This is a genomic window from Streptomyces sp. NPDC088354 (genome assembly GCF_044753585.1).
GTDB lineage: Bacteria > Actinomycetota > Actinomycetes > Streptomycetales > Streptomycetaceae > Actinacidiphila.
The window spans coordinates 383137-408435 of record NZ_JBIVNJ010000001.1 but is presented as its reverse complement, the minus strand read 5'-3'; the positions used below and the strand labels follow the sequence as shown (position 1 = coordinate 408435).

General features: G+C 73.1%; 19 protein-coding genes and 1 tRNA gene. 11 read left to right on the top strand and 9 right to left on the bottom strand.

All coding sequences use genetic code 11. The features are described from left to right. Positions 1-4: 4 nt before the first annotated feature. Together ACIP98_RS01955 and ACIP98_RS01950 are read left to right on the top strand one after the other, a co-directional pair. Positions 5-403, top strand: a complete 399-nt coding sequence (locus ACIP98_RS01955; protein WP_401973205.1) for a VOC family protein — start codon at positions 5-7, stop codon at positions 401-403. Between the two features lie 701 nt (positions 404-1104). Next, on the top strand, positions 1105-2592 hold the full coding sequence (locus ACIP98_RS01950) for a hypothetical protein (protein ID WP_401973203.1): 1488 nt from the start codon (positions 1105-1107) through the stop codon (positions 2590-2592). Between the two features lie 275 nt (positions 2593-2867). Here ACIP98_RS01950 and ACIP98_RS01945 read toward each other — a convergent pair. The 6 genes from ACIP98_RS01945 to ACIP98_RS01920 all read right to left on the bottom strand — a co-directional run bounded on the left by ACIP98_RS01945 (position 2868) and on the right by ACIP98_RS01920 (position 10145). After that, positions 2868-2941, bottom strand: a tRNA-Thr gene (locus ACIP98_RS01945). Between the two features lie 96 nt (positions 2942-3037). Then, positions 3038-4588 carry an alpha/beta hydrolase gene (locus ACIP98_RS01940; protein ID WP_319660327.1) on the bottom strand — a complete coding sequence of 517 codons (1551 nt, stop codon included), beginning with the start codon at positions 4586-4588 and terminating at the stop codon, positions 3038-3040. Positions 4589-4699: 111 nt separating this feature from the next. Beyond that, positions 4700-5728, bottom strand: a complete 1029-nt coding sequence (locus ACIP98_RS01935) for a hypothetical protein (RefSeq protein WP_319660326.1) — start codon at positions 5726-5728, stop codon at positions 4700-4702. A gap of 246 nt (positions 5729-5974) precedes the next feature. Beyond that, a complete protein-coding gene (locus tag ACIP98_RS01930; protein WP_319660325.1) occupies positions 5975-7186 on the bottom strand; it encodes a DNA polymerase III subunit delta' in 1212 nt (403 codons plus the stop codon). Positions 7187-7273: 87 nt separating this feature from the next. Beyond that, positions 7274-7921, bottom strand: a complete 648-nt coding sequence (locus tag ACIP98_RS01925) for a hypothetical protein (protein ID WP_319660324.1) — start codon at positions 7919-7921, stop codon at positions 7274-7276. A 193-nt stretch (positions 7922-8114) separates the two neighbouring features. After that, the gene (locus ACIP98_RS01920) at positions 8115-10145 is read right to left on the bottom strand and encodes an asparagine synthase-related protein (RefSeq protein WP_401973201.1); all 2031 of its coding nucleotides are present in this window, start codon (positions 10143-10145) and stop codon (positions 8115-8117) included. A gap of 773 nt (positions 10146-10918) precedes the next feature. Between ACIP98_RS01920 and ACIP98_RS01915 the strand changes: the two genes are divergently transcribed. The 9 genes from ACIP98_RS01915 (at position 10919) to ACIP98_RS01875 (ending at position 23739) form a co-directional block, all read left to right on the top strand. Beyond that, complete coding sequence (locus tag ACIP98_RS01915; RefSeq protein WP_319660322.1) at positions 10919-12331, top strand: MFS transporter; 1413 nt, start codon at positions 10919-10921, stop codon at positions 12329-12331. A 260-nt stretch (positions 12332-12591) separates the two neighbouring features. After that, entirely contained in the window at positions 12592-14565 is a 1974-nt protein-coding gene (locus ACIP98_RS01910) for an Ig-like domain repeat protein (RefSeq protein ID WP_319660321.1), read from the top strand. A 211-nt stretch (positions 14566-14776) separates the two neighbouring features. Beyond that, positions 14777-16447: a hypothetical protein gene (locus ACIP98_RS01905; RefSeq protein WP_319660320.1), complete on the top strand. Its 1671-nt coding sequence runs from the start codon at positions 14777-14779 to the stop codon at positions 16445-16447. A gap of 148 nt (positions 16448-16595) precedes the next feature. Next, positions 16596-17810, top strand: coding sequence for an L-2-hydroxyglutarate oxidase (gene lhgO, locus ACIP98_RS01900; RefSeq protein WP_401973199.1), 1215 nt, complete (start codon positions 16596-16598; stop codon positions 17808-17810). Positions 17811-17822: 12 nt separating this feature from the next. Further along, complete coding sequence (trmB, locus tag ACIP98_RS01895; protein ID WP_319660318.1) at positions 17823-18575, top strand: tRNA (guanosine(46)-N7)-methyltransferase TrmB; 753 nt, start codon at positions 17823-17825, stop codon at positions 18573-18575. A gap of 104 nt (positions 18576-18679) precedes the next feature. Beyond that, a complete protein-coding gene (locus ACIP98_RS01890) occupies positions 18680-20272 on the top strand; it encodes a PrsW family glutamic-type intramembrane protease (RefSeq protein WP_319660317.1) in 1593 nt (530 codons plus the stop codon). A gap of 145 nt (positions 20273-20417) precedes the next feature. After that, positions 20418-21002, top strand: coding sequence for a DUF6230 family protein (locus tag ACIP98_RS01885; protein ID WP_401973196.1), 585 nt, complete (start codon positions 20418-20420; stop codon positions 21000-21002). Between the two features lie 98 nt (positions 21003-21100). Continuing rightward, positions 21101-21721 (top strand): DUF6230 family protein, encoded by a 621-nt coding sequence (locus ACIP98_RS01880; protein WP_401973195.1) that lies wholly within the window; start codon positions 21101-21103, stop codon positions 21719-21721. A 14-nt stretch (positions 21722-21735) separates the two neighbouring features. Continuing rightward, positions 21736-23739 (top strand): DUF6114 domain-containing protein, encoded by a 2004-nt coding sequence (locus ACIP98_RS01875; protein ID WP_401973193.1) that lies wholly within the window; start codon positions 21736-21738, stop codon positions 23737-23739. A gap of 167 nt (positions 23740-23906) precedes the next feature. On the opposite strand, the gene ACIP98_RS01870 is transcribed toward ACIP98_RS01875, so the two are convergent. From ACIP98_RS01870 to ACIP98_RS01860, 3 genes are read right to left on the bottom strand one after another with little or no spacing between them, the layout of a single operon-like run. After that, positions 23907-24128, bottom strand: a complete 222-nt coding sequence (locus tag ACIP98_RS01870; RefSeq protein ID WP_401973191.1) for a DUF2277 domain-containing protein — start codon at positions 24126-24128, stop codon at positions 23907-23909. Positions 24129-24153: 25 nt separating this feature from the next. Then, the gene (locus tag ACIP98_RS01865) at positions 24154-24537 is read right to left on the bottom strand and encodes a hypothetical protein (RefSeq protein WP_319660312.1); all 384 of its coding nucleotides are present in this window, start codon (positions 24535-24537) and stop codon (positions 24154-24156) included. A gap of 27 nt (positions 24538-24564) precedes the next feature. Beyond that, positions 24565-25215, bottom strand: coding sequence for an HAD family hydrolase (locus ACIP98_RS01860; RefSeq protein WP_319660311.1), 651 nt, complete (start codon positions 25213-25215; stop codon positions 24565-24567). Between the last annotated feature and the right edge of the window lie 84 nt (positions 25216-25299).

Genomic DNA, 25299 nt, shown 5'->3' with positions numbered 1-25299 from the left:
TGGGATGCTGCACCACGTCGAGATCTGGGTGCCCGACCTCGACCGCGCCGCCTCTTCCTTCGGCTGGCTGCTGGAAGCCCTGGGTTACACGCTGTTCCAGAGCTGGAGCAACGGCCGCAGCTGGCGGCTCGGGGCGACTTACCTGGTCTTCGAGCAGTCCCCGGCCCTCACCTCCGACCAGCACGACCGGTGCCGACCTGGCCTGAACCATCTGGCGTTCCACATTGAAGGCCACGACATGGTGGAGGCGCTGGCCTCAGAGGCCCCGCGGCACGGCTGGAGCCTGATGTTCCCCGACCGCCACCCGCACGCTGGAGGCGAGCAGACCTACGCTGCCTACCTGGAGAACACCGACGGCTTCGAGGTCGAGCTCGTCGCCATCAACCCATCAGAAGCGAACTGACAGCGATCACCTCAGACAGACGCGAACCACCCCGGAACTGGCGTCAACTGAGACACCGACTGAGACCGAAGGCTGTGTAGCGCTCGTCAACGTCTACGCGCTGGTGAGGATTTTTGGGGCAGGGATCTTGCGGCGACCCTGGGGCAGTGGCTGAGCACTGGCGCGGGTGGCTTTGTTCATAAGAACGGCCTCTCGCCCGTCACCTGCCGCCCCGCGCTGAGGCTCGACGGTGTCAGCTCCCCGACCTGTGGCCCCACAGCATGTTCAGCCGGGACGCGCGGGTTTGGACGTTCACGAAGCAGACAGCTAACGGTGGGTACACGGCCGCGGCCCGCCGCACGGTGTTCCCGGCGATCCCCAGGTAGCGCGCGATCCCCTTGACCGACATACCCTTCGCAGGGTGGAGGCGACGGCTGTCAGCCCAGAGGTCTGGCGGGCGATTACCGGCGTTCACCATTCCGTAACCATGCCCCCTGCAACTGACGGACTGTCCTGTCAGTCACCAAGGCATGAAATTTCGCGCAACTCTGCTTCGGCACCTGGCCGGTGGGCTTGGTGTTCTGGCATTCCTGGCGGCGGCCCTTGTGGGCACCGGCATGGCTCACGCCTCCGACACCTTGGTCGAACTCAGTTGGTCGTCCCCAGTAGTCGTACTGCAACCGTACGACCATGAAGGCGGCCCGGGTGAAGGCACGACCCGTATGCTCGTGGACAACTTGGGAGCGGACACCACCATCGATGTCACCTACACCTACGACTTCAGCGAGCTGGCCGGCATCGCGGACGTGAGCATCCCTCAGGCGGGCTTCACCTGCACGACGTCCGGCATGATCGAAACCTGTCACGGTGACCAGACCCTCCACCACGGGCCTTCCGAGCTGGATCCGGTGCACCTCACCAGCGTCAAGGGCAACAAGATCGGCGACGACGGCGCCGTCAAGGTCACCGCCCAGGCCGACGGCGTGGACTTTCAAAACGCGGGGATCCGCGTCCGGGTCGGCGGGCCCGACCTCGGCGTATCGCCGCTGTACAGCGGCGACGAAGCCGAGCACACCACAGTCGGCGACGTCTACAAGGCGCCTCTCGGCTTCGCCAACTGGGGCAGCGAAGTCCAAGGGATACTGCTGAAGATGGACGTCACGGACGGCTTGGACTTCGTGACGAAGTACTCCAACTGCGAGTACGCGACACGGACGACTCGGAACCCGGACACGTGGTCACAGCCCGTGACGGAGGCGCTCTGCGAGATCGACCGGACCTTCGGGCCCGGCATGTACGGCCACCTCGATGAGCCGGTCCAACTCGCCGTCAACAAGCGTGCATTGGTCGACGCGATCCACTACCAGGTCTTCGAGGACACCGCCGCCGCGCGAGCGAGCGCCCGGGGCTCGGCCGAGTTCACCAAGGGGACGGGCCCCGCGCTGACCGTGACCACGTTGAAGACGATCTACAGCGACGAGGGCGGGAACGCGACCGACACGTGGCACACGGTCTCCGGTGGCATGCTGTTCGAGACACACAACACGGCCGATTTCGTGGCCAGGGGCGGCGCGGCGAGCGGTAGCGTCGGGGACACGGTGACGGCCACGGTCGGGTTCACGAACCAGGGCCCGGCGTGGTTCGGCGCCTTCTTCGCAACCAAAACCGAAACCACGTTCACGGTGCCTCAGGGTGCAGAGGTCGTGCACAAGCCCGAAGCCTGCAAGAGGTCGAAGTCCACGGGCGGGAGCGGGGAGCAGCAGGCCGCAGCTTTGCTGTACACGTGTCTCTCGCACTCGTCCGTGAACGTCGGCCAGACGGTCTCGTACACCTTCACGTTGAAGATCGACAAGGTCGTCAAGAACGCGTCCGGCTCAGTCGAGGTCAGCCCTGCCAGGGTCTTCGAGGATGCGACGTGGGCCGTCGACAAGAACTTGGCGAACAACACGGCGACATTCGTGCTCACCGGCAAGCCCGGCAACGGAACCGGTGGCGGCAGCGGGTCGGGCGGCAGCGGATCGACCGACGGCGGGTCGACCGACGGCGGTGCCTCCGACGGCGGCAACTCCCCCGGCGACCAGGGCCACGAGGGCGCGCTTGCGCACACTGGCGCCACCGGGCTCCAGATCATCAGTGGAGTTGCGCTGGTCGCACTCGGTGCCGGCGGCGGGCTCTGGGTTGTCGGGCGGCGGCGGAAGGCGCAGGTCTGAGCGAGCGGGTCCGACCCGGCACGCGTAGTTCCGATGCAGCGGCACGCCTCGTGCCGATGGCCGAATGTTCACAGCAGCAGTCGAGTCCATCGGCCGCAGGCGCCTTCGTGGAGGCGCTGCGTGGCGTAGGCGGCGGTCCCCCGGCAGCGGCGGACCTGGGCGCACAGCCGGCCTCGCCGACCCCCACAGGGGTGTGGGCACGTACTCGACACCACCGCTATCCACTGAACGACAAACCCCCAGGTCGGACTAGATCCGACCTGGGGGTTCAGGTGAGCCGCCTTCGGGATTCGAACCCGAGACCTACGCATTACGAGTGCGTTGCTCTGGCCAACTGAGCTAAGGCGGCAAGCTGCCCGAGACAGCTTCGCATCGGCAGCGGGCACAAGTCTACACAGTTCTGAGGGAGGCCCTGACCAGGGTCGGGGCCTCCCGGGTGGCCGGGTCAGCAGGTCTTGCCGGCGGCGGGCGGGGTGCCCTTGAGGAGGTAGGTGTTGACCGCCTTGTCGATGCAGTCGCTGCCCCGGGCGTAGGCGGTGTGGCCGTCGCCCTTGTAGGTCAGCAGGACGCCGGAGTCGAGCTGCTCGGCGAGGGACTTCGCCCAGCCGTAGGGGGTCGCGGGGTCGCGGGTGGTGCCGACCACGAGGATGGGGGCGGCGCCGCGGGCCTCGATGCGCTGGGGGTGGCCGGTGGGGCGGACGGGCCAGTAGGCGCAGATGAGGCTGGACCACGCCAGGTTGTCACCGAAGTGCGAGGAGGCCTCGCGGAAGGTGGACACCGCGCGATCGGCGGCGGGCGGGCCGGTGAGGGCCGGCGGGAGGTCGGTGCAGTTCACCGCGGCGTTGGCGTACATGAGGTTCGAGTAGTGGCCCTGGTTGTCGCGCTCGTAGTACGAGTCGGACAGGCGGAGCAGGACGCTGCCGTCGCCCTTGGCGGCCTTGGAGAGCCCGGTGCGCAGGGTGGGCCACATGCTCTCGTCGTACATCGCGGAGATCACGCCGGTGGTGCCGAGCGCCTCGGTCAGCTTGCGGCTGGAGCCGGTGGGCAGCGGCTTGGCGTCCAGGGAGCGGAAGACGGCGTCGAGGCGGCGGCCGGCGTCGGCGGTGCTCTTGGTGCCGAGCGGGCAGTCGCGCCGGCGGATGCAGTCCTTGGCGAAGGCGTCGAAGGCGACCTCGAACCCGCCGGCCTGGGCGCGGCTGCTTTCCAGGGCGGAGACGGACGGGTCGACGGCACCGTCCAGGACGAGCCGGCCGACGCGCTGGGGGAACAGGCCGGCGTAGGTCGCGCCGAGGAAGGTGCCGTAGGACTTGCCGACGTAGTTCAGCTTCGCGTCGCCGAGCAGCGAGCGGAAGATGTCCATGTCGCGGGCGGCGTCGACGGTGGTGACGTGCTCCAGCAGCTTGCCGGAGCGCTGCCGGCACCCGTTGGCGAAGGTCTTGTCCGCGGCGACGAGCTTGTCGACCTCGGCCTTGTCGTCGGGGGTGACGTCGGTGGCCGAGTAGGTGTCCATCTGCTTGTCGGGCAGGCACACGACCGGCTCGCTGCGGGCGACGCCCCGCGGGTCCATGGCGGCCATGTCGTACCGCGCGGTGACGGCCGCAGGGTAGCCGAAGGCGGCGTACTGCAGGTAGTCGATGGCCGAGCCGCCGGGGCCGCCCGGGTTGACCAGCAGGGAGCCGAGGCGCTTGCCGGGACCCGCGGCCTTCTTGCGGGCGACGGCCAGGTTGAGGTCCGTGCCGCCCGAAGGGTGCTTGTAGTCGAGCGGCGCCTTCATCGTGCCGCACTGCATACCGGGCATGTCCTTGCAGGCCTGCCAGCTGATCTTCTGCTGGTAGTACGGCCGCAGATCCTGCGGGATGTCCGCGGGCAGGGCGCTGAGCGATTCCGCGGCCGACGTGGCCGCGGCGGAATGGCTCGTCCCCCCGGTCGTGCAGGCGGACAGCAGGAACCCGGCGACCGCGAGGACGGTGCCGGAAGTACGGAGCAGGGCGCGCATCAGAGCCTCGGTTCCCTCGTGGTGGTATTTGCGAGCGTATCCGCACGGCCGCGGGCGAACCGTTATCCACAGCCCTCATACGGGTGATTCCGCGACAGAGTCCGAGCACGGTCACGGCCGTCCGGGCCCGTCCAGCTTCTCGGTGACATAGCCCGCGACCAGGGCGAAGAGCCTGCGCCGGGGGGTGATGTTGTCCAGTACCCGCACCTCGGCGGGCGCCCCGCGCATCCGGTCCCGCAGGGCGAGGGCGGAGCTGCGGGCGCTCTCCTCGCCGGAGGGCACGGCGAGCAGCAGCTGCGGGCGGGTCGCGGCACGGTCCGGGTACGCGCCGCCGCCGTACGGCCGCGCGGGGGAACGGGCGGCGCCGCCGTCCAGGTCCTGCGGGCCGTCCGGTTCGTAGGCGCCGGAAACGCCGATCGCGGCCGCGTACCGGGAGGGGCGCTGCAACTGCCCGCGCACCACGCACTCCGCGTCCTGGCCCACACCGAGCACCGCGCGGGCGGTCCGGCCCGGCAGGACGCGGTAGAGCCGGCCCACCTCGTCGGGCAGCTCCACCGCCCCGCCGCCGCAGCGGGCGGGCATCACGACGACGACGGGGTCGGCCAGGCCGCGCAGCGACTGGGCGGCGAAACCGGCGAACAGGTCCGGGTCGGCGGGGTCGAGGTGGGCGACGACCAGGGGGAAGTACAGCCCGGCGGAGTTCGGGAAGTCGTACTGCGGTGGCAGCCAGACGCGGGTGCCGTCCTCCAGCTCCTCCAGGGTGCCGCCGGAGGGATGCCCCAGGGTGCGCGGCGGGGCGTCGTCCTCCTCGGGCTCCGGGGGCTGTCCGGGCCGGACGTCCGCGGGTGCGGGCGGCGCGGGGGCCGCCGCGACGACCACGTCCCGTGCCCCGTCCGGCCGCGCGAGGTCCGCGAGCGGCGGGAAGGCCGCCGTCAGGAACGCGGCACCGAGGGCCAGGACCGCCCCGCCCGCCCGCAGCGCCGCCCCGCCGTAGGCCACGGGCAGCTCATAGACGCGGCCCGCGCGCTGCTCCCACCAGTGCCGCAGCGCCGAACGGGCGAGCAGCAACGCGGCGGCGCCGGCCAGCACCGGCAACGCGGACAGAAGGACGACCTCGGCCACCATGGGCACGTACGGCACACCACCTCGCGCAGGTCCCCCACAGCCCTCCGGGCACGGGCGGCCACCCACGCCGGAGGCAGGGGCGCGCCCCCGCTCGCTTCGCTCACCCCCGCGGGGACAGGGAGCGGGGGCACCGGACGCCAGCCTGGGGCAAGGGCCCGCGCGGCACCGGGTGACGACGCGGCGGAACGCAGACGATCACCCGTCCGCCGCACAAATGAGCAGGTCGGCGGCCCTGCGGGGGCGTCCGCGACGACGGCGCCGTCAGCCGGCCCGCAGCGCCAGCGTCATCGCCTCGACCGCCAGCAGCGGCGCAACGTTCCGGTCGAGCGCGTCGCGGCAGGCGAGGACGGCCTCGATGCGGCGCAGTGAGTTCTCCGGACGGGAGCCGGACGCGATGCGCTCCACCGCGTCCCGCGCCTCGACGTTCGCGATGGCCACGGACGTGCCGACCTGCAGCGCCAGCACATCCCGGTAGAAGCCCGCCAGGTCGGTGAGGGCGAGGTCGAGGGTGTCGCGCTGGGTCCGGGTGGAGCGGCGCTTCTGGCGGTCGGCGAGGTCTTTCATCACGCCCGCCGTGCCGCGCGGCATGCGGCTGCCCGCCCCCGCGGAGGCGCCGAGCGCGGCGCGCAGCTCCTCGGTCTCCTTGCCGTCGAGCTCCTCCGACAGCTGCTTGGCGTCCTCCGTCGCCGCGTCCACGAGCTCCTGGGCGGCCTTGAGGCAGCCGCCGACGTCGTCCACGCGCAGCGGCAGCTTCAGCACGGCCGCGCGCCGCGCCCGGGCCTGCTCGTCGGTGGCCAGCCGGCGCGCCCGGTCCATGTGGCCCTGGGTGGCGCGGGCGACGGCCTCGGCGACCCGCGGGTCGATGCCGTCACGGCGCACGAGCGCATCGGCGACCGCCTGGACGGGCGGGGTGCGCAGCACCAGGTGACGGCAGCGGGAGCGGATCGTCGGCAGCACGTCCTCGATGGAGGGCGCGCACAGCAGCCACACCGTGCGCGGCGCGGGCTCCTCGACGGCCTTCAGCAGCACATTGCCGGCGCCCTCGGTCAGGCGGTCGGCGTCCTCCAGGACGATGACCTGCCAGCGGCCGGACGCCGGGGACAGGATGGAGCGGCGCACCAGGTCACGGGTGTCCTTGACGCCGATGGAGAGCAGATCGGTGCGCACCACCTCGACGTCGGCATGGGTGCCGATCAGTGTGGTGTGGCAGCCGTCGCAGAAGCCGCAGCCCGGCACGCCGCCCAGGGCCCGGTCCGGGCTCACGCACTGCAGCGCGGCGGCGAAGGCGCGTGCCGCCGTGTCGCGGCCCGCGCCGGGCGGCCCCGTGAAGAGCCAGGCGTGAGTCATCTTCGACGCGGACGGCAGGGCGGTGCCCGCGGCGGCGGCCGTCACAAAGGCGTCGGCGTCACGCGCGGCGGCGGCAAGCTGCTCCGTCACCCGCTCCTGGCCGACCACGTCGTCCCATACCGCCATCGTGCCCGTCCGTCCTGTGGTGCTCCTCGGTGTCCTACGGTTCCACCATTGTCGGGCACGGCACCGACAGCCCCGCCTCCGGCGGACTCAGCCCGCCGCCCTGCGGTGGCGGCTGACCCTGCGCGCGGGGCGCCGCCTGCGCAGCAGCACCGCCGCGGCCCCGGCCCCGCACAGCGCGGCCGCCGACAGCGCCGCCCCGACCGTGCCCGCCGTCCCCGACGACTCCCCCAGGGTGCCCGAGGCCGCCGACAGCGGACCCTGGCCCGGCAGGGCCGCGGCCATCGACGCGGCGGGCACCGGCGTGTACGAGGGCACCGGCGAGGCCGGCGCCGCCGGTGCGGGCGTCGGCGTCATCGCCGCGCACGCCACCGTGAAGCCGCGTGGCTTCGCGCCCTCCCCCAACCACGTCAGCCGGTAGCCGCCGTTGGCGAGCACGATGCGGGCCGAACTGCCCGTCCCCTCGTCCCCCGTCACAAAGGTGCCGTTCATCGCCGGGCCGCCCTTGGCGCGGTCCACGGCCCAGTTGACCGCCTGCCCCGGCTCGAAGCCCTCGCCGCGCAGGTGGAAGGTGCACACCGTGGCCTTGTCGCCCCGGGTCCTGCCCAGTTCCTCGTCGTAGACGGCGACCGTGCCCTTCCCGCCACCGCTCTCCTTGGTGGCGTACGCGACCGGGCCGAGGGCCACCAGGGCCGCCAGCCCGGCGAGGACGACCGCCGTGACGGAAGGGATGCGCATGGGGAGAGTTTCCCGGATTCCCCCGGCGACGCCAAAGCGGGGTGGTCATGGGGGGAGTGGCAGGGACGGATCCCGTGCCTGACGGGCCCTCACATGGCGGGCTCCACGCGGCTTCTCGGTGCCGGGTCCGTCCCGCCCGTCACCGGGAGGCAGGCAACTGGCCTCGCTCCCGTCCCGCGGCATGACGTGACGCTCAGAGCGGGAGGCGGTGCACGCCGCCCGCGACGGCGCGCTGCGCAGGGGCGTCGGTGCCGGTCCAGCAGGAGCCGCGGCGGGCCAGGAGCCGCCGCAACCACACCTCGGTGGCGACCAGTTCGGCGAGGCCGTCGGTGGCGACGGCCTCCCCGCCCGCGGCCGCGCGCAGGGCGGCGCGGACGACGCCGGCCTCGACGAGGCCGGCGTCGGCGAGGAGCGGCGCGTCGAAGAGGTCGAGGAGGCCGTCGACGGAGGCGCGCAGACCGGTGCGGGCGGCGGCGGCCGCGGAGACCTGGGAGGTGGCGCCCCACCCCGGGGGGAGGTCGCGGATGCCCGCGCCCTCCAGGACCGAGCGCAGCACCGTGGCCCGGGCACCGGGCTGGACGCGCAGGGTCTCGGGGAGCGCGCGGCAGGCGCGGACGACCTGGTTGTCGAGAAAGGGGGCGTGGATCCGCTGGCTGCGCACTTCCGCGGCCTGCTCGAAGACGCGGTGGTCGGCGGCGTGCCGGGCGAGCGCGGACTGCGCCCGGCGCTCACCGGGGCGTTCGACCGCGGTACGGGGGCGGGCGGCCGCCTCCTGCAGGCGAACCGATACTTCAGCCAGCGCCTCGCCGGTGAGCCAGCGCGCCGCCGGGCCCGGACGGCACCACGCGAGCGCCGCCAGGGAGGCCTGGAGAGGGCCGGCGTGCTCGTCGAAGCGGCGTGCCATCAGCTGTGCGGCGGCGTTCTGCACACCCTGTTGATAACTCGTGCGGGCCAGCCGCCGCGCCGCGCGGTAGACCGTGAACGGGACGAACACCGAGCGGCCCGCGGGCCCGTCGGCGCGGGCGAGGGCCGTGACAGGTCTCAGCAGGCTGCGGCGGCGCCGGTCCAGCAGCAGGTCGGCCAGGCGCGCCGGGTGCGCGTCGAGCACCTGGCGGGCGCCGTGCCCGACGAGGTGGTCGGCGCCGCCCGCCGCGAGGCGCAGCCGGTGCCGTCCGGCGGCCACCAGGGAGGGTCCGGGTTCGTCGGTGAGGGGGACGGCGTCGAGGTCGGCGTAGGGCAGCGCCCGCGCGCCGCCGGGCACGACCACGTGGTGCAGGCGCGGGTCGGCGGCCAGGGCGCGGGCCCGCTCCAGCTCGGCCTCACGGGCCGGACCGCCGCCCGCGGTGAGGTCGTTGAAGGTGACCGCGAGCAGCCGCTGGCCGGCCGCCGCGCCGTGCCCCAGTGGGGTGCCGGGCATGCCGGGCAGTCCCGCCGCCAGCAGGGCGAGCGTGGAGGAGGCGCTGCCGCCGGACAGGTCGGAGCCCACACCGGGCGCCGGTTCCTCGCCGGGCTCCGGTACGAAGCGGGGCTGTGCCAGCCGGGCGCGCACCGCGTCCACCAGGGCGTCCCGCACGCCGGCGATCGCTCGCTCCGGCGGCACATGGGCGGCGGGAGTTCCGGCCACCGCCAGGGAGGCGGTCGGCTCGTAACCGCTCACCTCGGGCACCGCCTCCCGCAGGATCAGCGCGTGCCCCGGCGGCACCCGGCGCACGCCCGCGTACGGCGTGCCGTCGCCCAGCGCCTCGGGGGAGTCCGGGCAGGCGAGCAGCGCCGCCAGGTACGTGACGTCGAGCGCGGCCTCGGTCAGGTCGGCCAGTGGGAGCGCCGCCGTGGCGTACGCGGTGCCGCGCGCCCACCGGGTGTGGAACACCGGCCGGGCGCCCGCGAGATCGCCGAGCACGGTGATCCGGCGCCCTATCTGCAGGACGCACGTGTAGCTGCCGGCCCAGGTGGTCAGGTGGCGCAGCGCGCCGCCGCGCGCCGCGAAGAGCCCGACCCGCAGGTCGGCGTCGGAGGCGGCGCAACGGCCCAGCACGGCCAGCCGGGCGACGGAGCCGTTCTCGGCGTGTACCAGGCGCACCTCGTCGGCGCGCCAGTCCCCCACGGCCCACAGCGGATCGGGGTCACTCCACAGGAGTTGGGCGCCCACCGGAAGCAGTGTGCGGCCGCGCGCCCCGGGGACCTGGCCCACCGCGGCGTTGCTCCAGCCGACCAGCCACCGCATCGCCCGCCTCCACAGGTTGTGGACCAGGGGGGCCTCTTCGTGGACAACTGGCCCCCGCGGCAGGCCGAACTGCCGCTCCGTCCGGGGAACATGCTGCCACGGAGCGGCGCGAAAGGAGGCGCATGAGGGCATGGTCGAGCGCCGGGCCCCGTGCGACGCACGGTCCGGCGAGGGGCCGTTTAGGCCCAACTCCCCGCTGATCAGAGCCACTTCACACACACCGACGGACTTGAAACGTCGTTTTCAGGCCAATGTCCCACCAGCCCGCATTCGTCCGTTGTGTGCCATGTGGGCGGCGCGGTCCGGGAGGCGCGGCACGCCCCCCGGACCGGTCCGCCACCCGCGGGGATTGTGGTGGCGGAGCCCCCTGGCCCGCTGCTGCCCCCCATAGCCGCACATGAGAGCCGCGGGCCGACCCACGGCACCATGGAAGCGCCACCGTACGAATCGGCACAGAGCGCGCGGATGGGCGCACGGCCGCATACGCCGGTAGCACGCGCCACCAGCAGGAGTCGCGAGGCCGCATTCAGGGCAGGAATCTCGCCATCCGGGACAACAGCTCTTAACGGTCGGGATGCGGAGAACTACCCTGGGTTCACCCGAGAAGCGAAGGTCCCGGCGGCTCGGGGTCCGGCGCATGCCCTCGGGCGGCGGCGGTCCCCGCTCGTCTCCACAAGAGACGCCGGGGCGGCCGTTGTGGTGCGTCGAGAGGGTGTGACAGACGTGGCAGGCGTACACGGCCCTCGCGCTTACGGCGAGAGGCGGTAGTGGTCATGACCAAAGAACCCCGAGGGCCCAACGAGAAACTCGGCACCCTTCTCGCCCTGGCCGGCATCAGCAACGCTGGACTCGCCCGCCGGGTCAACGACCTGGGTGCCCAGCGCGGGCTGACCCTGCGGTACGACAAGACCTCGGTCGCCCGCTGGGTGACCAAGGGCATGGTCCCGCAGGGCGCCGCCCCGCACCTCATCGCGGCCGCCATCGGCAGCAAGCTCGGCCGCCCCGTGCCACTGCACGAGATCGGCCTGGCCGACGCCGACCCCGCGCCCGAGGTGGGCCTCGCCTTCCCGCGCGACATCGGGGAGGCGGTGAAGTCGGCGACCGACCTGTGGAAGCTCGACCCCGGTCGGCGCGGCCCGGGCGGCGGCGGCATCTGGCAGAGCCTGGCCGGCTCGTTCGCGGTCAGCGCCTACGTCACGCCCGCCTCCCGCTGGCTGATAACCCCGGCCGACGCCCGCGTCGCCCGCGAGGACCCGGCCCCGGGCACGCACCACGTCGGCCACTCCGACGTCGGCAAGCTCCGCGAGGCCGCGGAGGACGCGCGCCGCTGGGACTCCAAGTACGGCGGCGGCGACTGGCGTTCGGGCATGGTCTCGGAGTGCCTGCGGGTCGAGGCGGCGCCGCTGCTGCTCGGCTCGTACTCCGACGACGTCGGCCGGTCGCTGTTCGGCGCCACGGCCGAACTCACCCGGCTGGCCGGGTGGATGGCCTTCGACACCGGACAGCAGGAGGCCGCTCAGCGGTACTACATCCAGGCGCTGCGGCTCGCCCGCGCCGCGGCCGACGTCCCCCTCGGGGGCTACGTCCTGGCGTCGATGTCGCTGCAGGCCACCTACCGCGGCTTCGCCGACGAGGGCGTCGACCTCGCCCAGGCGGCCCTGGAGCGCAACCGCGGGCTGGCCACGGCGCGCACGATGTCGTTCTTCCATCTGGTCGAGGCCCGCGCCCACGCCAAGGCCGGGGAGAGCCACGCCTGCGCGGCCGCGCTGGCCGCCGCCGAGTCCTGGCTCGACCGCGCCCGCGACGGCGACGCGGACCCGGCCTGGCTCGGTTTCTACTCCTACGACCGGCTCGCCGCGGACGCCGCGGAGTGCTACCGCGATCTCAAGGTGCCCGGCCAGGTGCGGCGGTTCACCGAGACGGCACTCGCCCGGCCCACCGAGGAGTTCGTGCGCTCGCACGGGCTGCGACTGGTCGTCTCGGCCGTCGCGGAGCTGGAGTCCGGCAACCTGGACGCGGCCTGCGCGGCCGGGGTCAAGGCGGTCGAGGTCGCCGGGCGGATCTCCTCGGCCCGCACCACCGAGTACGTGCGGGACCTGCTGCACCGGCTGGAGCCGTACGGCAACGAGCCGCGGGTCGCGGAGTTGCGGGAGCGGGCGCGTCCGCTGCTGGCGGCGCCGGCGTAGGAGGCGTCGTCACGCACCCCGGCACGCCTTCCTTCGCGGGCCGGGGTGGCTGTTCCCCGCCCTGACCGGCTCTCCCGGCGCGGCGGGGCCGCTCCCCACCACCCCGCGGAAACCCGCTCCCCCTCTGTCGTGGCAGTGACATACGCTGCCCTGCGGCCGCGCCCTTCACATCGTCCCCACACGGACGGCGTGCAGGCGTCGCGCGGCCCGGTTCGGCACCCGGTGCGTCCACCGGGCTCTCAGTGGGGGTACACATCACCGTGCGCACGCGCACCGCCTCGACCGCGCTCGCGGTCGTGTTCAGCTCGGCGGCCCTGGTCGCCGGCACCGTGAGTCCCGCCGCGGCGGACTCCAGCAAGGCCCTGCCCATCGCCTCGTACGGCGACATCGCCGTGGACGGCGCCCACAAGCGGGTCTACATCAGCGACCCCGACGGCAACAAGGTCGTCGTCACCGACTACACGGGCAAGCCCGTGGCGACCGTGCCGAATCTGCCCGGGGTGCGGGACCTGGCGATCACGCCCGACTCGCGCACCGTCTACGCGGCCGTCCCGGGTGAGGACGCGGTCGTGGCCATCGAGACGTCCACCGCCACCGCGGCGGCGCACTACCCGACCGGGGAGAACACCGACCCGCAGACGCTGGCGGTCGCGGGCGGCCGGGTCTGGTTCATGTACGGGCAGCAACCGTCCCACCACCTGGGATCGTTCGACCCCGCGTCGGGCACCCCGGAGATCGCTCTCGACCAGCTCCCGGGCGTGGGCTTCTACGACGCCCCCGAGTTGGAGTCGGCCGGGAACACCCTGGTGATCGGCGTCCACGGCACGTGGTCGGGTCTCGCCGTGTACGACGTGTCCTCCGGCGCCCCCGTACTGCGCAAGCAGGGCATGCCGGCCGAGGCCGACAACTACATGAGCGACTTCGCACTCAGCGGCGACGCCAAGAAGATCGTCGCCGCCTCCGGCGAAATGCCCTATGCGGCGACCGCGATCAACACCGACGACCTCAGCCGCACCGGTGCCTACCCGGTCGAGGCGGCCAACCCGAACTCCGCCGCGATCGCGGCGGACGGCACGATCGCCGTGTCCGCGTTCAGTTGGTACGACAAGGACATCTACGTCTTCAAACCCGGTGCGAAGACGCCCTACCGCACCTACACGTACGGCCAGGGCACCGCGGGCGGCGACACCATCGTCGGCCAGGGGCTGGCCTGGGCCCCGGACGGAAGCAAGCTGTTCGCCCTCGCGAACGGCTACAGCGGCACCTATCTGCGGGTCCTGGACAACGCGACCCGCTACCCGGTCAAGGCGACCGTCTCGGCGCCGGCCAAGGCGACCCGGGCGAAGAAGCTCAGCGTCACCGGCAAGCTGGCCTCCGCCAAGTCCTTCCCGTCCGGTGCGAAGGTCACCGTCACCCGCACCGACATCGTCTCGCCCAAGGGCAAGTCGCTCGGAACGAAGACGGTCAGCTCCTCCGGCGCGTTCTCCTTCACGGACATACCGCCGGCCGGCGGCAACGTCACCTACACCGCGCAGTACGCGGGCGACGCCACGCACGCGCCGGCGTCGGGCAAGGACACGGTCGCCGTCTCACGGGCCGCCACCTCCTTGAGCCTCAACCACAACGGCACGCTGTACGCGTACGGCGCCGACGTCTCGTTCACCGCGCACCTGGGATCCACGTACCAGAACCGCACGGTGCAGATCTGGGCAGACCCGTTCGGTCCGGACAAGCCGAAGAAGCTGGTGCGGACGGGCAAGGTCAACTCCAAGGGCAACCTGTCCGTCACCGTGGACATGACCCGCGACATCACGGTGACGGCGGTCTTCGCCGGTGACGCCCGCTCGGCCTCCAGGACGGTCACGGCCACGGCGTACGCCAAGGTGAGGGTGGCGACGACGATCGCCAAGCAGTACAAGACGGCGAAGATCGGCTCCACTTCCTACGCGTACTTCCACAAGAAGACCAACCCGGTCTTCACCACGACCATGACGTACTACAAGGGCCGCGCGCAGCGGCTGAACCTGGAGTTCTCCTACCAGGGCCGGTGGTACGACGGGGGATCGCAGTACTTCGCGCTCGGCACCAACGGCAAGTCCGTCGTGACCCTGACCGGTACGCACGAGACCGGTTTCCGGATGCGCGTGCGCTCCTCGTACGTCAACGGCTCCTCGGGCGACACCGTGAACTCCACGACCTACGGCGCCTGGAAGTACTTCTCCTTCACCACGTAGCCCGCGGCCGGGCGGCACTCCTCGGCACGCTTCGCACGGAAGGGCCCCACCGGCGTGGGGCCCTTCCGCCGTGCGCGGACGGGCGCGCCGGTCAGCTGTGATGTTTCTGTGACGCGTCCATGTACAACGAAGCCGGTGTTCCGCGGGTCTGAAGGACGTGTGCCCAGGACGGCACACACGAGGTATACCGAGACCCGACAAGGAAGCGTTGATGAGACGTTCCGTCCGCAGTTCCGTCCCCCGGGCAGCCCGCGCGCTCGCGGCGGTCGCTGTCCTGGCCGCCGGGTTCGGAGCCGCCGCGCCCGCCGTCGCCGCCGACGGCACCCCGCTGCCGGTCACCATCACCGGCGCGAACCGCGTCGACCTCTCGCTCCAGGGCGGCGACGACGACCCGAGCGAGCCGCAGGTCACCCTGCGCCTCGCGGCACCCGGCGACGACGAGCCGGGCGACGACGGCGTGATCCCGGTCGTCCACGAGGGCGAGTACAAGATCAGGATCGACGCCACGGCGCTCGCCGGCGTCGCGGCCGTCAAGCTGCCCTGCGCGTCGAGCGGTCTGACCGCCGTCTGCGAGGGCAACACCATCAATGCCGGCGAGCTGGCCAACCGCCTCGGCGGCATCCGGCTGGACCTCGACAGCCAGAGCGAGGCGGGGGACTTCGGCTCCATCAAGGTCACCGGCGAGGGCGAGGGCGTCGCCTTCACGCCGCTCACCATCGACGTGCTCGTCGGCGGCCCCGAGCTCCTGGGCCGCAGCCTGACCGAGCCCAAGGGCTTCGCCGCGGGCGACACCTACGACGCCCCGGTCGGGTTCCGCAACGCCGGCGGCATGGCCGCCGACGGCGCCGTCCTGCGCTTCCACGGCTCACGCGGGCTGAGCTTCCCCGACAGCTACGGCAACTGCGCCTACAAGCAGACCACCGACGGGTCGCTGCTGTACCAGGGCACGGACGCGATCTGCACCTTCGACGGGGTCTACAAGCCCGGCACGGCGTACGCCCTGGCCGAGCCGCTGAAGGTGAAGACGGCCGGCTACGCGCTCGGCGACGTCTTCAGCTACGGCTTCTCCGCGGTCAGCGCGCAGAAGGCCAAGGCCCTGCTGACGGGCGACGACTACACGCCCGGCACCGGCGCACCGCTGACCCTCAAGGAGGTCCCGGGCGCCCCGGCCGGCGACTACACCCGCTACTCCGAGCTGGACCTGCCCAGCCACAACACCTACGACCTCGTGCTGACCGGCGCCACCGCGCGGGGCGGGGCGGGCGACACGGTGAAGGCGGACATCGGGTTCCGCAACGACGGCCCCGCCTGGATCAGCGCGCTGCGCTCCGGCGGTGAGCCGCTCGGCTTCACGGTCGGCGTGCCCGCGGGCGCCAAGGTGACCAAGAGCCCGAGCAGCTGCCGCTCCACCACCCTCAACGAGGGTGTCAAGGGCTACCTGTGCTGGGTGGACACCCCGCTCCTGGAGAACACGAAGCTCTCCTTCCCGTTCGAGCTGCGCATCGACACGGTCGTGGAGAACGCCAAGGCCAAGATCACGCTGCCGGCCTGGAACAACCCGGTCGAGCCCAACCAGTCCAACAACACCGCGTGGATCGTCCTGAACCCCCGCGACGACGACGGCTCGTCGACGGACGGATCGACCTCCGGCGGCACGTCGCCGAGCCCGAGCGCGAGCCCGTCCTCCTCCGACGACGGCTCGTCCGTCTCGGGCGGCACGTCCGGCGACAGCGGTTCGGCCTCCTCCGGGGGCGACTCCGGGGGCGGCGGCCTCGCGTTCACCGGCGCCGGCGGCGCGCTGACCATCGGCGGTGCCGCGCTCCTCACGCTCGGCCTGGGCACCGCGATCGTGGTGGTCGTCCGCCGCAAGTCCGCTGCCTGACGCCCGCACAGCAGGTCACGACGGCCGCCGCACCGCTCCCGGTGCGGCGGCCGTCGCCGTCCGCGGGACAACCACGTCACACCGGTCCGCTCGCAGGTTTGACGGGGGCGCGGGCGGGCCAAGCCTCAAGCGGGAGGTGACCGCGCGCATGGACACCGCGGACGTCGTCGTGATCGGCGCCGGCATCGTCGGCCTGGCCACCGCGTACGCGATCACCCGTGCGTCGCCCCGCACGACCGTGGCCGTGCTGGACAAGGAACCGGGCCCGGCCCGGCACCAGACCGGCCACAACAGCGGCGTGATCCACAGCGGCATCTACTACCGCCCCGGCTCGCTCAAGGCGCGCTACGCGACGCAGGGCGCCGCCGAGATGGTGAAGTTCTGCGCCCGGCACGACATCCCGCACGAGGTCACCGGCAAGCTGATCGTCGCCACCGCGCGCGAGGAGCTGCCCCGGCTGCACGCCCTGGTGCAGCGCGGCCGGACGAACGACATCCCGGTCCGCGAACTGGGCCCCGCCCAGATCGCCGAACGCGAACCGCACGTCGCGGGCCTCGCCGCCATCCACGTCGGCACCACCGGGGTGTGCGACTTCACCGCGGTCGCGGAGGCGATGGCCCGCCTGGCCACCGAGTCCGGCGAGGCGCGCACGGCGTACGGCACCGAGGTCCGGGCGGTGCACCGCGACGGCGGCACCGTGATCGTCGAACCAGCCGCCGGACCCCCGATCCGCGCGAAGGCGCTCGTCAACTGCGCCGGCCTGCAGTCCGACCGGATCGCGCGGCTGGCCGGCGACGACACCACCGGGGTGCGGATCGTGCCGTTCCGCGGCGAGTACTACGAGCTGGCCCCGGCCCGCAGCCGGCTGGTGCGCGGCCTGGTCTACCCGGTGCCCGACCCCGCGTTCCCCTTCCTCGGCGTCCATCTGACCCGCGGCATCGACGGCACCGTGCACATCGGCCCCAACGCGGTGCCCGCCCCGGCCCGCGAGGGCTACCGGCGGCGCACGGTCAGCGCGCGCGACCTGCTGGAGACGGCCCTGTTCCCCGGCACCTGGCGGATCGCCCGCCGGCACTGGCGGTACGAGGCGGGCGAGCTGCGCCGGTCGCTGTCGAAGCGGGCGTTCACCGACGAGGTGCGCCGGCTGCTGCCCGAGGTGACCGCCGCCGACCTCGTGCCGTCCGCCGCTGGTGTACGGGCCCAGGCGGTCCTGCGCGACGGGGAACTCGTGGACGACTTCCTCTTCGCGGGCAGCGGCCCCTTCGTGCACGTGCTCAACGCCCCGTCGCCCGCCGCGACCGCGTCGCTGCCGATCGGCCGGGAGATCGCCCGGCGGGCACTGGAAGCCGCGGGGCACACGTAAAATCGACGCACCATGTACAAGCCCCACACCCCCCACTTCCCGGGCGGCCCCGCCTCCCACCCGCATCCGGACGCGCACACCGAGCAGCGCATCCGCACCTTCCACCCCCGCCGCGGCCGGGTCACCCACGGGCAGCAGGCGGCGCTGGAACGGCACTGGGCGGACTGGGGCGTCGACATCGACGGCAGCCCGCTGGACCTCGGCGAACTCTTCGCCGACGCGGACCTCGCCGACGACCGCCCGGTGGTCCTGGAGATCGGCTTCGGCATGGGCGACGCCACCGCGGCCATGGCCGCCGCCGATCCCGGCACCGGGATCCTCGCGGCGGACGTGCACACCCCCGGGCAGGGCAACCTCATCCGTCTCGCCGAGCGGAACGGCCTGTCCAACATCCGGGTCGCCAACGGCGACGCCGTCATCCTGCTGCGCGACATGCTCGCCCCCGGCTCACTGGCCGGGCTGCGGGTCTTCTTCCCCGACCCCTGGCCCAAGGCGCGGCACCACAAGCGGCGCATGATCCAGCCCGAGTTCGTGGCCCTGGCCGTCTCGCGGCTGCGGCCCGGCGCGACCGTGCACTGCGCGACCGACTGGGAGCCGTACGCCGAGCAGATGCTCGAGGTGCTCACCGCCGACCCGCACCTCGTCAACGCCCACGGGGAGGGCTACGCGCGGCCGCGCCCGGAGCACCGGCCGATGACCAAGTTCGAGCGGCAGGGCATCGCCAAGGGCCACGTCGTCAACGACCTGGTCTTCACCCGCCGGTAGCACCTGTTGACGTCGGCCGGACACAGGGCGATCGTTGTGGCTCACCAGTGACGTTGTGCGAAACACCGTCGCGCGCCGCAACCACTCCCCCGTAAGGTCGTTGGGTGTCCTCGTACTCGCATTCGCCCGACCCGCCCCTGCCGGGCCCGGCGGCCCACCCGGACGTCCCCGAGTACCCGGAACGCCGGCACGAACCGAGTTTCGCGCTGCCCGCACCCGGCCAGTGGCGCTACAAGCCGCGCCGCCACTTCTGGGAGAACCGGACGCTGCGCCTGGTGGTGCTCTTCTCGGTGCTCGCGCTGTGCGGAGTGATCATCCTGGCCCTGGTGCGGCGGCAGACCGGCACCGAGGGCTTCCTCGTCGGCCTCGCCCTCGCGATCCTGCCCGTGCCGCTGCTCGGCGGCGCCTTCCTGTGGCTGGACCGCGTCGAGCCCACCCCGCTGCGGAACGCCGTCTTCGCCTTCGCCTGGGGTGCGTGCGCCGCCACGCTGGTCGCCATCCTCGCCAACGAGTACGCGACCGAACTGCTGGCCTCGACCTTCACCGCAAGCCCCGCGCAGAGCGACAGCTGGGGCGCGACCTTCGTCGCCCCCTTCGTGGAGGAGAGCACCAAGGGCACCGCGATCCTGCTGCTCTTCCTCTTCCGCCGCCGTGACTTCACCGGCGTCGTGGACGGGGTCGTCATAGCCGGACTCACCGCCACCGGCTTCGCCTTCACCGAGAACATCCTCTACCTCGGCTCGGGCTTCGCCGAGGACCAGGCGCTGGGCGGCGGGGGCGTCGGCCCCACCACCGCCGCGATGTTCGTGGTCCGGATCGTGATGACGCCGTTCGCCCACCCGCTGTTCACCTCGCTGACCGGCATAGGCTTCGGCATCGCCGCGACCTCCCGCCCCGGCCGGGCCCGCCGCTGGCTCGCCCCGATCGGCGGCTGGCTGCTCGCGATGACGCTGCACGGCACCTGGAACGGCTCCGCATCCTTCGGCCCGCTGGGCTTCCTCGCCGTGTACGCGACGCTGATGATCCCGCTGTTCGGCCTGCTGGTCTGGCTCGCGATCTGGTCCCGTTCCCACGAGCTCAAGACCATCCGCACCCAGCTCCCGCTGTACGCCGTGGCCGGCTGGCTGACCCTGCCGGAACCCCTCGCCATCGGCTCCATGAGGGGGCGCTCGCTGGCCCGCGCCGCCGCCCGCCGCGCGCAGGGCCCGGCCGCCGCCCGTACCGTGCGCGAGTACGTCTCCTTCGCCACCTCGCTGGCCTTCCTGCGGGCCCGCGCCAACCGCGGCGCCGCCGGTCCCGACTTCCACGCGCGGGAGCAGGAACTCCTGCACCACCTCTGGGAGCGCAAGACCGTCGCCCAGCCGGCACTCACCCATGCGGCCCACACCATCCGCCCGCCGTACCCCGCCGTGTACGCCTGGGGGCAGCGTCCCGCGGCCCCGTACGGGGCCGCGCCCTACGGGGCTCCGCGCTGGGGAGCCCCGCAGTGGGGGGCACCTCAGTGGGGCGCTCCGCAGTGGGGGTCGGCGGCGTACGGGGCGGGCGGGGGGTGGGGGCAGCAGCTGCCCCCGCAACCTTCACCGGCGGCGCCGGAGGGCCCGGCTCAGGCCCAGACCCCGGCCCCTGCCCAGGCCCCCGCCCCGTACTGGCAGCAGCCGCGCCCCTACCCGTACTCGCAGGGCGGCCGCCACCGCTGATCCCGGGCGCGCCCACGCCCGCGGCCGGCGATCGACTGCGGTTGCCGGGGTCCCCGGCCGGGGTTGCAATGGCGATGTGAGCCCCCACACGAGCAGCTCGCCCAGCCCCCGCCACCGCCCTTCCGGCCGGACCAGCTGGAAACGGATGGCGATCGCCCTCGTCCCGACGCTGGCCGTCTCGGCCGCGCTCGTGGCCGGGATAGGCGCCGGCGCGGTACCGGTCTCACTGGCGATATCGCCGACGACCGCCACGCTGTCAGGCCAGAGCTTCCAGGTGGCCGCGGACTCCCTGGAAGGCACGGGATTCACCCAGTACCTCGCCGTCGACTCCTCCGCCCGCGGCGACTTCCCCGAGGCCGTCTCCGCGATCGGCTCCGCGGAACTGCACAACCTGTGCCAGTCGGTGGTCAGCTCCCTCCCCGGCATCGGCAAGGTCACCATGCTGATCAAGGCGGGCGGCGGCAGCAAGCCCGTCCACGCCGACCAGCTGATCGTCGACACGGACGCCCTGGAGGGCGACGCGACGTTCCGCAACATCCAGATCGGCGCGGACGCCGCCCAGCTGCCCGGCGACGGCCGCGCCAAGGGCCCCTCCGGCGCCTTCGGGCAGCAGGCCGACAGCGTCCGCATCGACCACCTGCGGCAGACCACACGTTCGATCAACGCCGCCACCTTCCGGCTCAACGGCCTGCACCTGACCGTGAAGAAGGGCGCGCAACCCTGCTTCTGAGGCGTGCCCTGACCCGAATGGGCGAGCGCGTACCGCCGTCGGGGTGATTGCCACCGCGCACCGAGCCACCGATCAGACTGTCCGACGGTTGACCAGGCGTGCAGACCTCTGACGCCCGTCCCTCCGGCCGCACCAGCTGGAAGCGGCTCGCCCTCGTCATGGTGCCGACACTCGCCACCGCCGGCGCTCTCGTCGCGACGATGGCCTCCGGCGCGCTGGCCACGTCCTTCGGGGTCTCCGCCAACTCCTTCCCGGTCGCCGGCGAGAGCTTCCAGATCGCCGCCACCCGGCTCGAAGGCGACGGCTTCGTGCAGTTCGGCGTCGTCGACCGGGGCCGCGACGGGCTCTACCCCGAAGCGCTGTCCGGCATCCGTTCGGCCACCCTCCACCACCTGTGCCAGTCCGTCGTCCAGAACGTCCCGCTACTGGGCGCGGTCACCCTGCGGCTCACCTCGACGCCCGCCCACGCGGACCGCCTCATCGCGGACGCCCACGACCTGCGGGGCGACGCCGTCTTCCAGAACATCAACATCGGCCAGGACGCGGGCACCGTGCGCGGCGTGCCCGGCGTGCAGGGCACACCGGGCACGTTCGCCGAGCAGGCCTCCACGGTCGTCATCAACAACCTCCGCCAGACCACGCGCTCCGTCAGCGCGGCCACGTTCAGACTGCCGGACCTGCACCTCACCGTGCGGCGCGGCGACCACTCCTGCTTCTGAGGGGGCCCGCCGCCTTGATCCCACCGAGGAAAATCCGGTCCCGCTTCCGCCTCTGGCGCCGGTCCCGGCCCTTCTGGGCCGGCTTCTGGACCCTGCTCGCGGGCCTGGAGATCCTCTCCATCCCGCTCGCGCCGCTGTCCCTCATGATCCACGAGGGCATCGCGGGCGTCTCCGGCCTGCTCATGGGCGTCTTCCTGATCGTCCTCGGCCTGACGATGTGGTTCGCGCCGCACTACCGGACGTTCGCCGGCATCGCCACCCTGGTCTTCTCCGTCGCCTCCCTGGTGCTGTCCAACTTCGGCGGCTTCCTGATCGGCTTCCTGCTCGGAGTGGCGGGCGGAGCGATGGCCGTCAGCTGGGTGCCCTACGGCGACGGGAACGGCCGCTGGGGACGGGGACGGCCGGTGCCGGACTGGGGCGGGGGCGGAGGCGGTGCGGGCCCGGCGCACGATCCGGAGGCCCCGCGGGAGCCGGACGCCCCTGCGGCGCCCGGCGCCCCGGGGGGTGACCTGCCGGAGCCGCCGCCCGCGGCGCCCCCGGCCGCACCCCCCGCCGGGCCGCAGCCGGAGACCAGCCGCGGCCTGCGGGCCGGCACCGTCACGCGGTTGCGGGCCCTGAGCGTCATCCCGGTGGGCGGGGCGCTGCTGGCCGGGGGCCTGCAGCCGATGGCGGCGTCCGCGGCGCACGACCACCATGCGGCCGAAGGGCCGCCGTCCGGTGCGTCCGGCGCGTCCGGTGCGTCCGGCGCGGAGGCGACCCGGCGCGCGCACGAGGCGATCTGCGGCGTCCTGGACGGGCTGTACCAGGCACGCCACCCCACCGTGCACGGCACCGGCACGGCCAAGGAGGCGCGAGCGGGCCTGCGTCTCGGCGTCGGGCTGGAGGCGCCGCTGCCGGTGCACGGGAAACTGGACATCGGCCCGCCGGCGCCGAGGTCGGCCCCGCACGGCCCGGCCGCCCCGCTCGTTCCCGTGCCGTCGCAGCGCCGGGCGGCACCGGTGCCCCCGTTGTCCCCTTCGCCGTCCCCTTCGCCGTCCGCGTCACCGTCGTCCGGGGGCGGCGGCCTGCTCGGGGCGGTGTCGGACCTGCTCGGGCTGCGCCACGCCGCACCGTCCGCGCCGCCCGCGCCGCGCGCGGAGGGGGTCCCCCGGCGCGCGGCGCCGCAGCGCGGACGGGAGGCTCGCGGCAGCGACCCGGGGAAGAGGAGGCCGCAGCCGCCGCACGTCCCGACCGGCATCCTGTCCGGCAACAAGATCACCCCGGACAGCCTGCTGGATCTGATCGTGCCCCGGCCGCCCGCCGACCGCGGCATGGACGCGCCGTTGTCGCTGCTCCCACCACGCATCCGCATCGGCGGCGGCACGCCGGACTCCCCCTGGTGCCTGCCGCAGGTCTCGCTGGAACTGTCCATCGGCGCCGGGCGCTACCGCCCGCCCGGCCTCGCCGCGGAGCAGCCCTTCCGCGTGCTGACCCCGCTGCTGGTGCTGACCGGGCTGACGTACCGCGGCATCACGGGCGTCCCCACGCGGCACGGCCGCGAGCGCGTCCTGGTCTTCACCGCCTGGCGGGTCGACATCGCGAACCTGCGCCAGACTGCCGGCCTGCTCTCACCTGCCTGCGCACGCGGCCGCGCCGAGAACTGGACGCCGCCTTTCCACGGGCTGCCCGGCCTCGCCCTGCCGATGCTGGACATCGGCCTGCCCGGGATCGGCCACGTGTCACCCGAGCCCGCGCCCTGGGCACCCTGCCAGGGCGAACTGGAGACCGACGGCCGCCCCTGGAGCACCACCACGGCCACGGGCCGCCCGGTCGTCCTGCTGACCCGGGTGCTGAGCGGCAACCTGCTCGGGCTGCTGCCCGTCACCTTCACCCCGGACATGCCGCCCCCGCTGCCGCCCGGGCTGACGATCCCGATCCCGCTGTTCTTCACACAGGTCGTGACCTACAACCAGCTCCTGCGGGCGAACCTGCTCACCATCCCGGGCCTGCACCAGTACGTGTCACTCCCCGGCCGCTGACTGGCAGACGACCGCGCCGGCCAGCAGGAGGGCGGTGAGCGCGGTGACGACGAGGGCCTTGCGGACAACGGACATGGCGTACCCCAGTGGAGCGTTGGACGGACAGACGGAAGCAAGCAGGCGACAACCTACCGAAATCACCCACGCACCCCGAGTGACACGCCCCGCTAGGCCGGCGCCTGCTGCCCGCGTACCTCGATCCCGGAGAGCAACTCCCGCGTGGCCGCGGCCACCGCGTCCACGGCCTCCTCGAAGACCTCCCGGTTGTGCGCCGCCGGCGCCCGGAACCCGGAGATCTTCCGCACGTACTGGAGGGCGGCCGCCCTGATGTCCTCGTCACTCACGTCGGTCGTCATCGGCGGACGCAGCGTCTTGACGCTTCGGCACATACGACCAGTGTGCCCGGCCCCACTGTCACGCCCACCCCGCCCGCGGCCGCCGGCCCCACCACCAGCCGCTTGCGCCGCCCGGCGCGTCGTCGTCCTCCAGCGTCAGCTCCATGTACCGGCCGTCGACCTCCCCCAAGGCCTCCCCGTACACCTCCGCCACCGGCCCCGGCAGCTTCCGTGCCAGCCCGGCCACCCCGTCCCGGCACGCCAGCTCCCCCCGTGCGGTCACCCGCCCCGCCTCCAGCCCCCGCACCACCCGCTCCCACGCCTCCAAATGCATGCGCGCCTCCCACAGCACGCTCCCCTCCACCTCCCACAACGCCTCGTCCCCCACCCCGTACGGCGCCCGCCGCAACGCGTCCAACGCCTGCTCGAAGCCATCGGTGACCGGGGTCTCGCTCGTACTCATGCGCCCATGCTGCGCCCGCCGCCCAGCTCACGCCCGCCGACGCGCGGCCACCCACTGCGGCAGCTCATCCAGCCCGTGCAGCCGGACATCGGCCAGTTGCTCGGGATCGAATTCGTCCGGCACAAAGCCCCACACGCCGCGCCTGATCAGTGCCGTCGCCAATCCAGCAGTCTTGGCCGGCACCACGTCGTTGAGCGCGCGGTCCCCGACGTACACCACCTCGCGAGCGTCAAACGGGCACTCCGCGATGATCCGCTCGAAGAAGGCCGGATCCGGCTTCTTCACGCCCCATCCCGCGCTCGTCGCGATCATCTGCACCGGCAGCTCGCAGTCCATGAGATCCCGTTCGGCCCGCACCGGCTGGTTCCCCGCGATCCCGACCCACACGCCCATGTCCCGCAGCGCCTGGATACAGGGGCGGACATCCGGATACAGGTCCTCACGACCGAATCGGGTTCCCCTCCCGGCCGCGGCGCGCGCTCGCTCCTCGGCCTCCCCGTCGAAGTCGGGCCTGAACACACGGAAAGCATCCCCCTGCTCCCGTCCGCGGGCCGCCATCGCCCCGAACACTGCCGAGAACGTATGCCTGGGCACCCCCAACCAGTCAGCCCACGAACCCCAGATCTCGGTCTCGTCGACGAGCGTTTCCCCAACGTCGAACACGACGGCACGTATCACGCCCGCCAGCCTAGGTCGGCCCCCGACGGGAGGGGCAGAGCGCAGGCATGGCTGTCAGCGGCTTGCTGTAGAACTTGACCATCG

Bases quoted from the DNA above. Each gene is read 5' to 3' on its own strand.
- ACIP98_RS01955 (WP_401973205.1), top strand. From the start codon at position 5: ATGCTGCACCACGTCGAGATCTGGGTGCCCGACCTCGACCGCGCCGCC.
- ACIP98_RS01950 (WP_401973203.1), top strand. From the start codon at position 1,105: ATGCTCGTGGACAACTTGGGAGCGGACACCACCATCGATGTCACCTAC.
- ACIP98_RS01940 (WP_319660327.1), bottom strand. From the start codon at position 4,588: ATGCGCGCCCTGCTCCGTACTTCCGGCACCGTCCTCGCGGTCGCCGGG.
- ACIP98_RS01930 (WP_319660325.1), bottom strand. From the start codon at position 7,186: ATGGCGGTATGGGACGACGTGGTCGGCCAGGAGCGGGTGACGGAGCAG.
- ACIP98_RS01925 (WP_319660324.1), bottom strand. From the start codon at position 7,921: ATGCGCATCCCTTCCGTCACGGCGGTCGTCCTCGCCGGGCTGGCGGCC.
- ACIP98_RS01920 (WP_401973201.1), bottom strand. From the start codon at position 10,145: ATGCGGTGGCTGGTCGGCTGGAGCAACGCCGCGGTGGGCCAGGTCCCC.
- ACIP98_RS01915 (WP_319660322.1), top strand. From the start codon at position 10,919: ATGACCAAAGAACCCCGAGGGCCCAACGAGAAACTCGGCACCCTTCTC.
- ACIP98_RS01905 (WP_319660320.1), top strand. From the start codon at position 14,777: ATGAGACGTTCCGTCCGCAGTTCCGTCCCCCGGGCAGCCCGCGCGCTC.
- lhgO (WP_401973199.1), top strand. From the start codon at position 16,596: ATGGACACCGCGGACGTCGTCGTGATCGGCGCCGGCATCGTCGGCCTG.
- trmB (WP_319660318.1), top strand. From the start codon at position 17,823: ATGTACAAGCCCCACACCCCCCACTTCCCGGGCGGCCCCGCCTCCCAC.
- ACIP98_RS01885 (WP_401973196.1), top strand. From the start codon at position 20,418: ATGGCGATCGCCCTCGTCCCGACGCTGGCCGTCTCGGCCGCGCTCGTG.
- ACIP98_RS01870 (WP_401973191.1), bottom strand. From the start codon at position 24,128: ATGTGCCGAAGCGTCAAGACGCTGCGTCCGCCGATGACGACCGACGTG.
- ACIP98_RS01865 (WP_319660312.1), bottom strand. From the start codon at position 24,537: ATGAGTACGAGCGAGACCCCGGTCACCGATGGCTTCGAGCAGGCGTTG.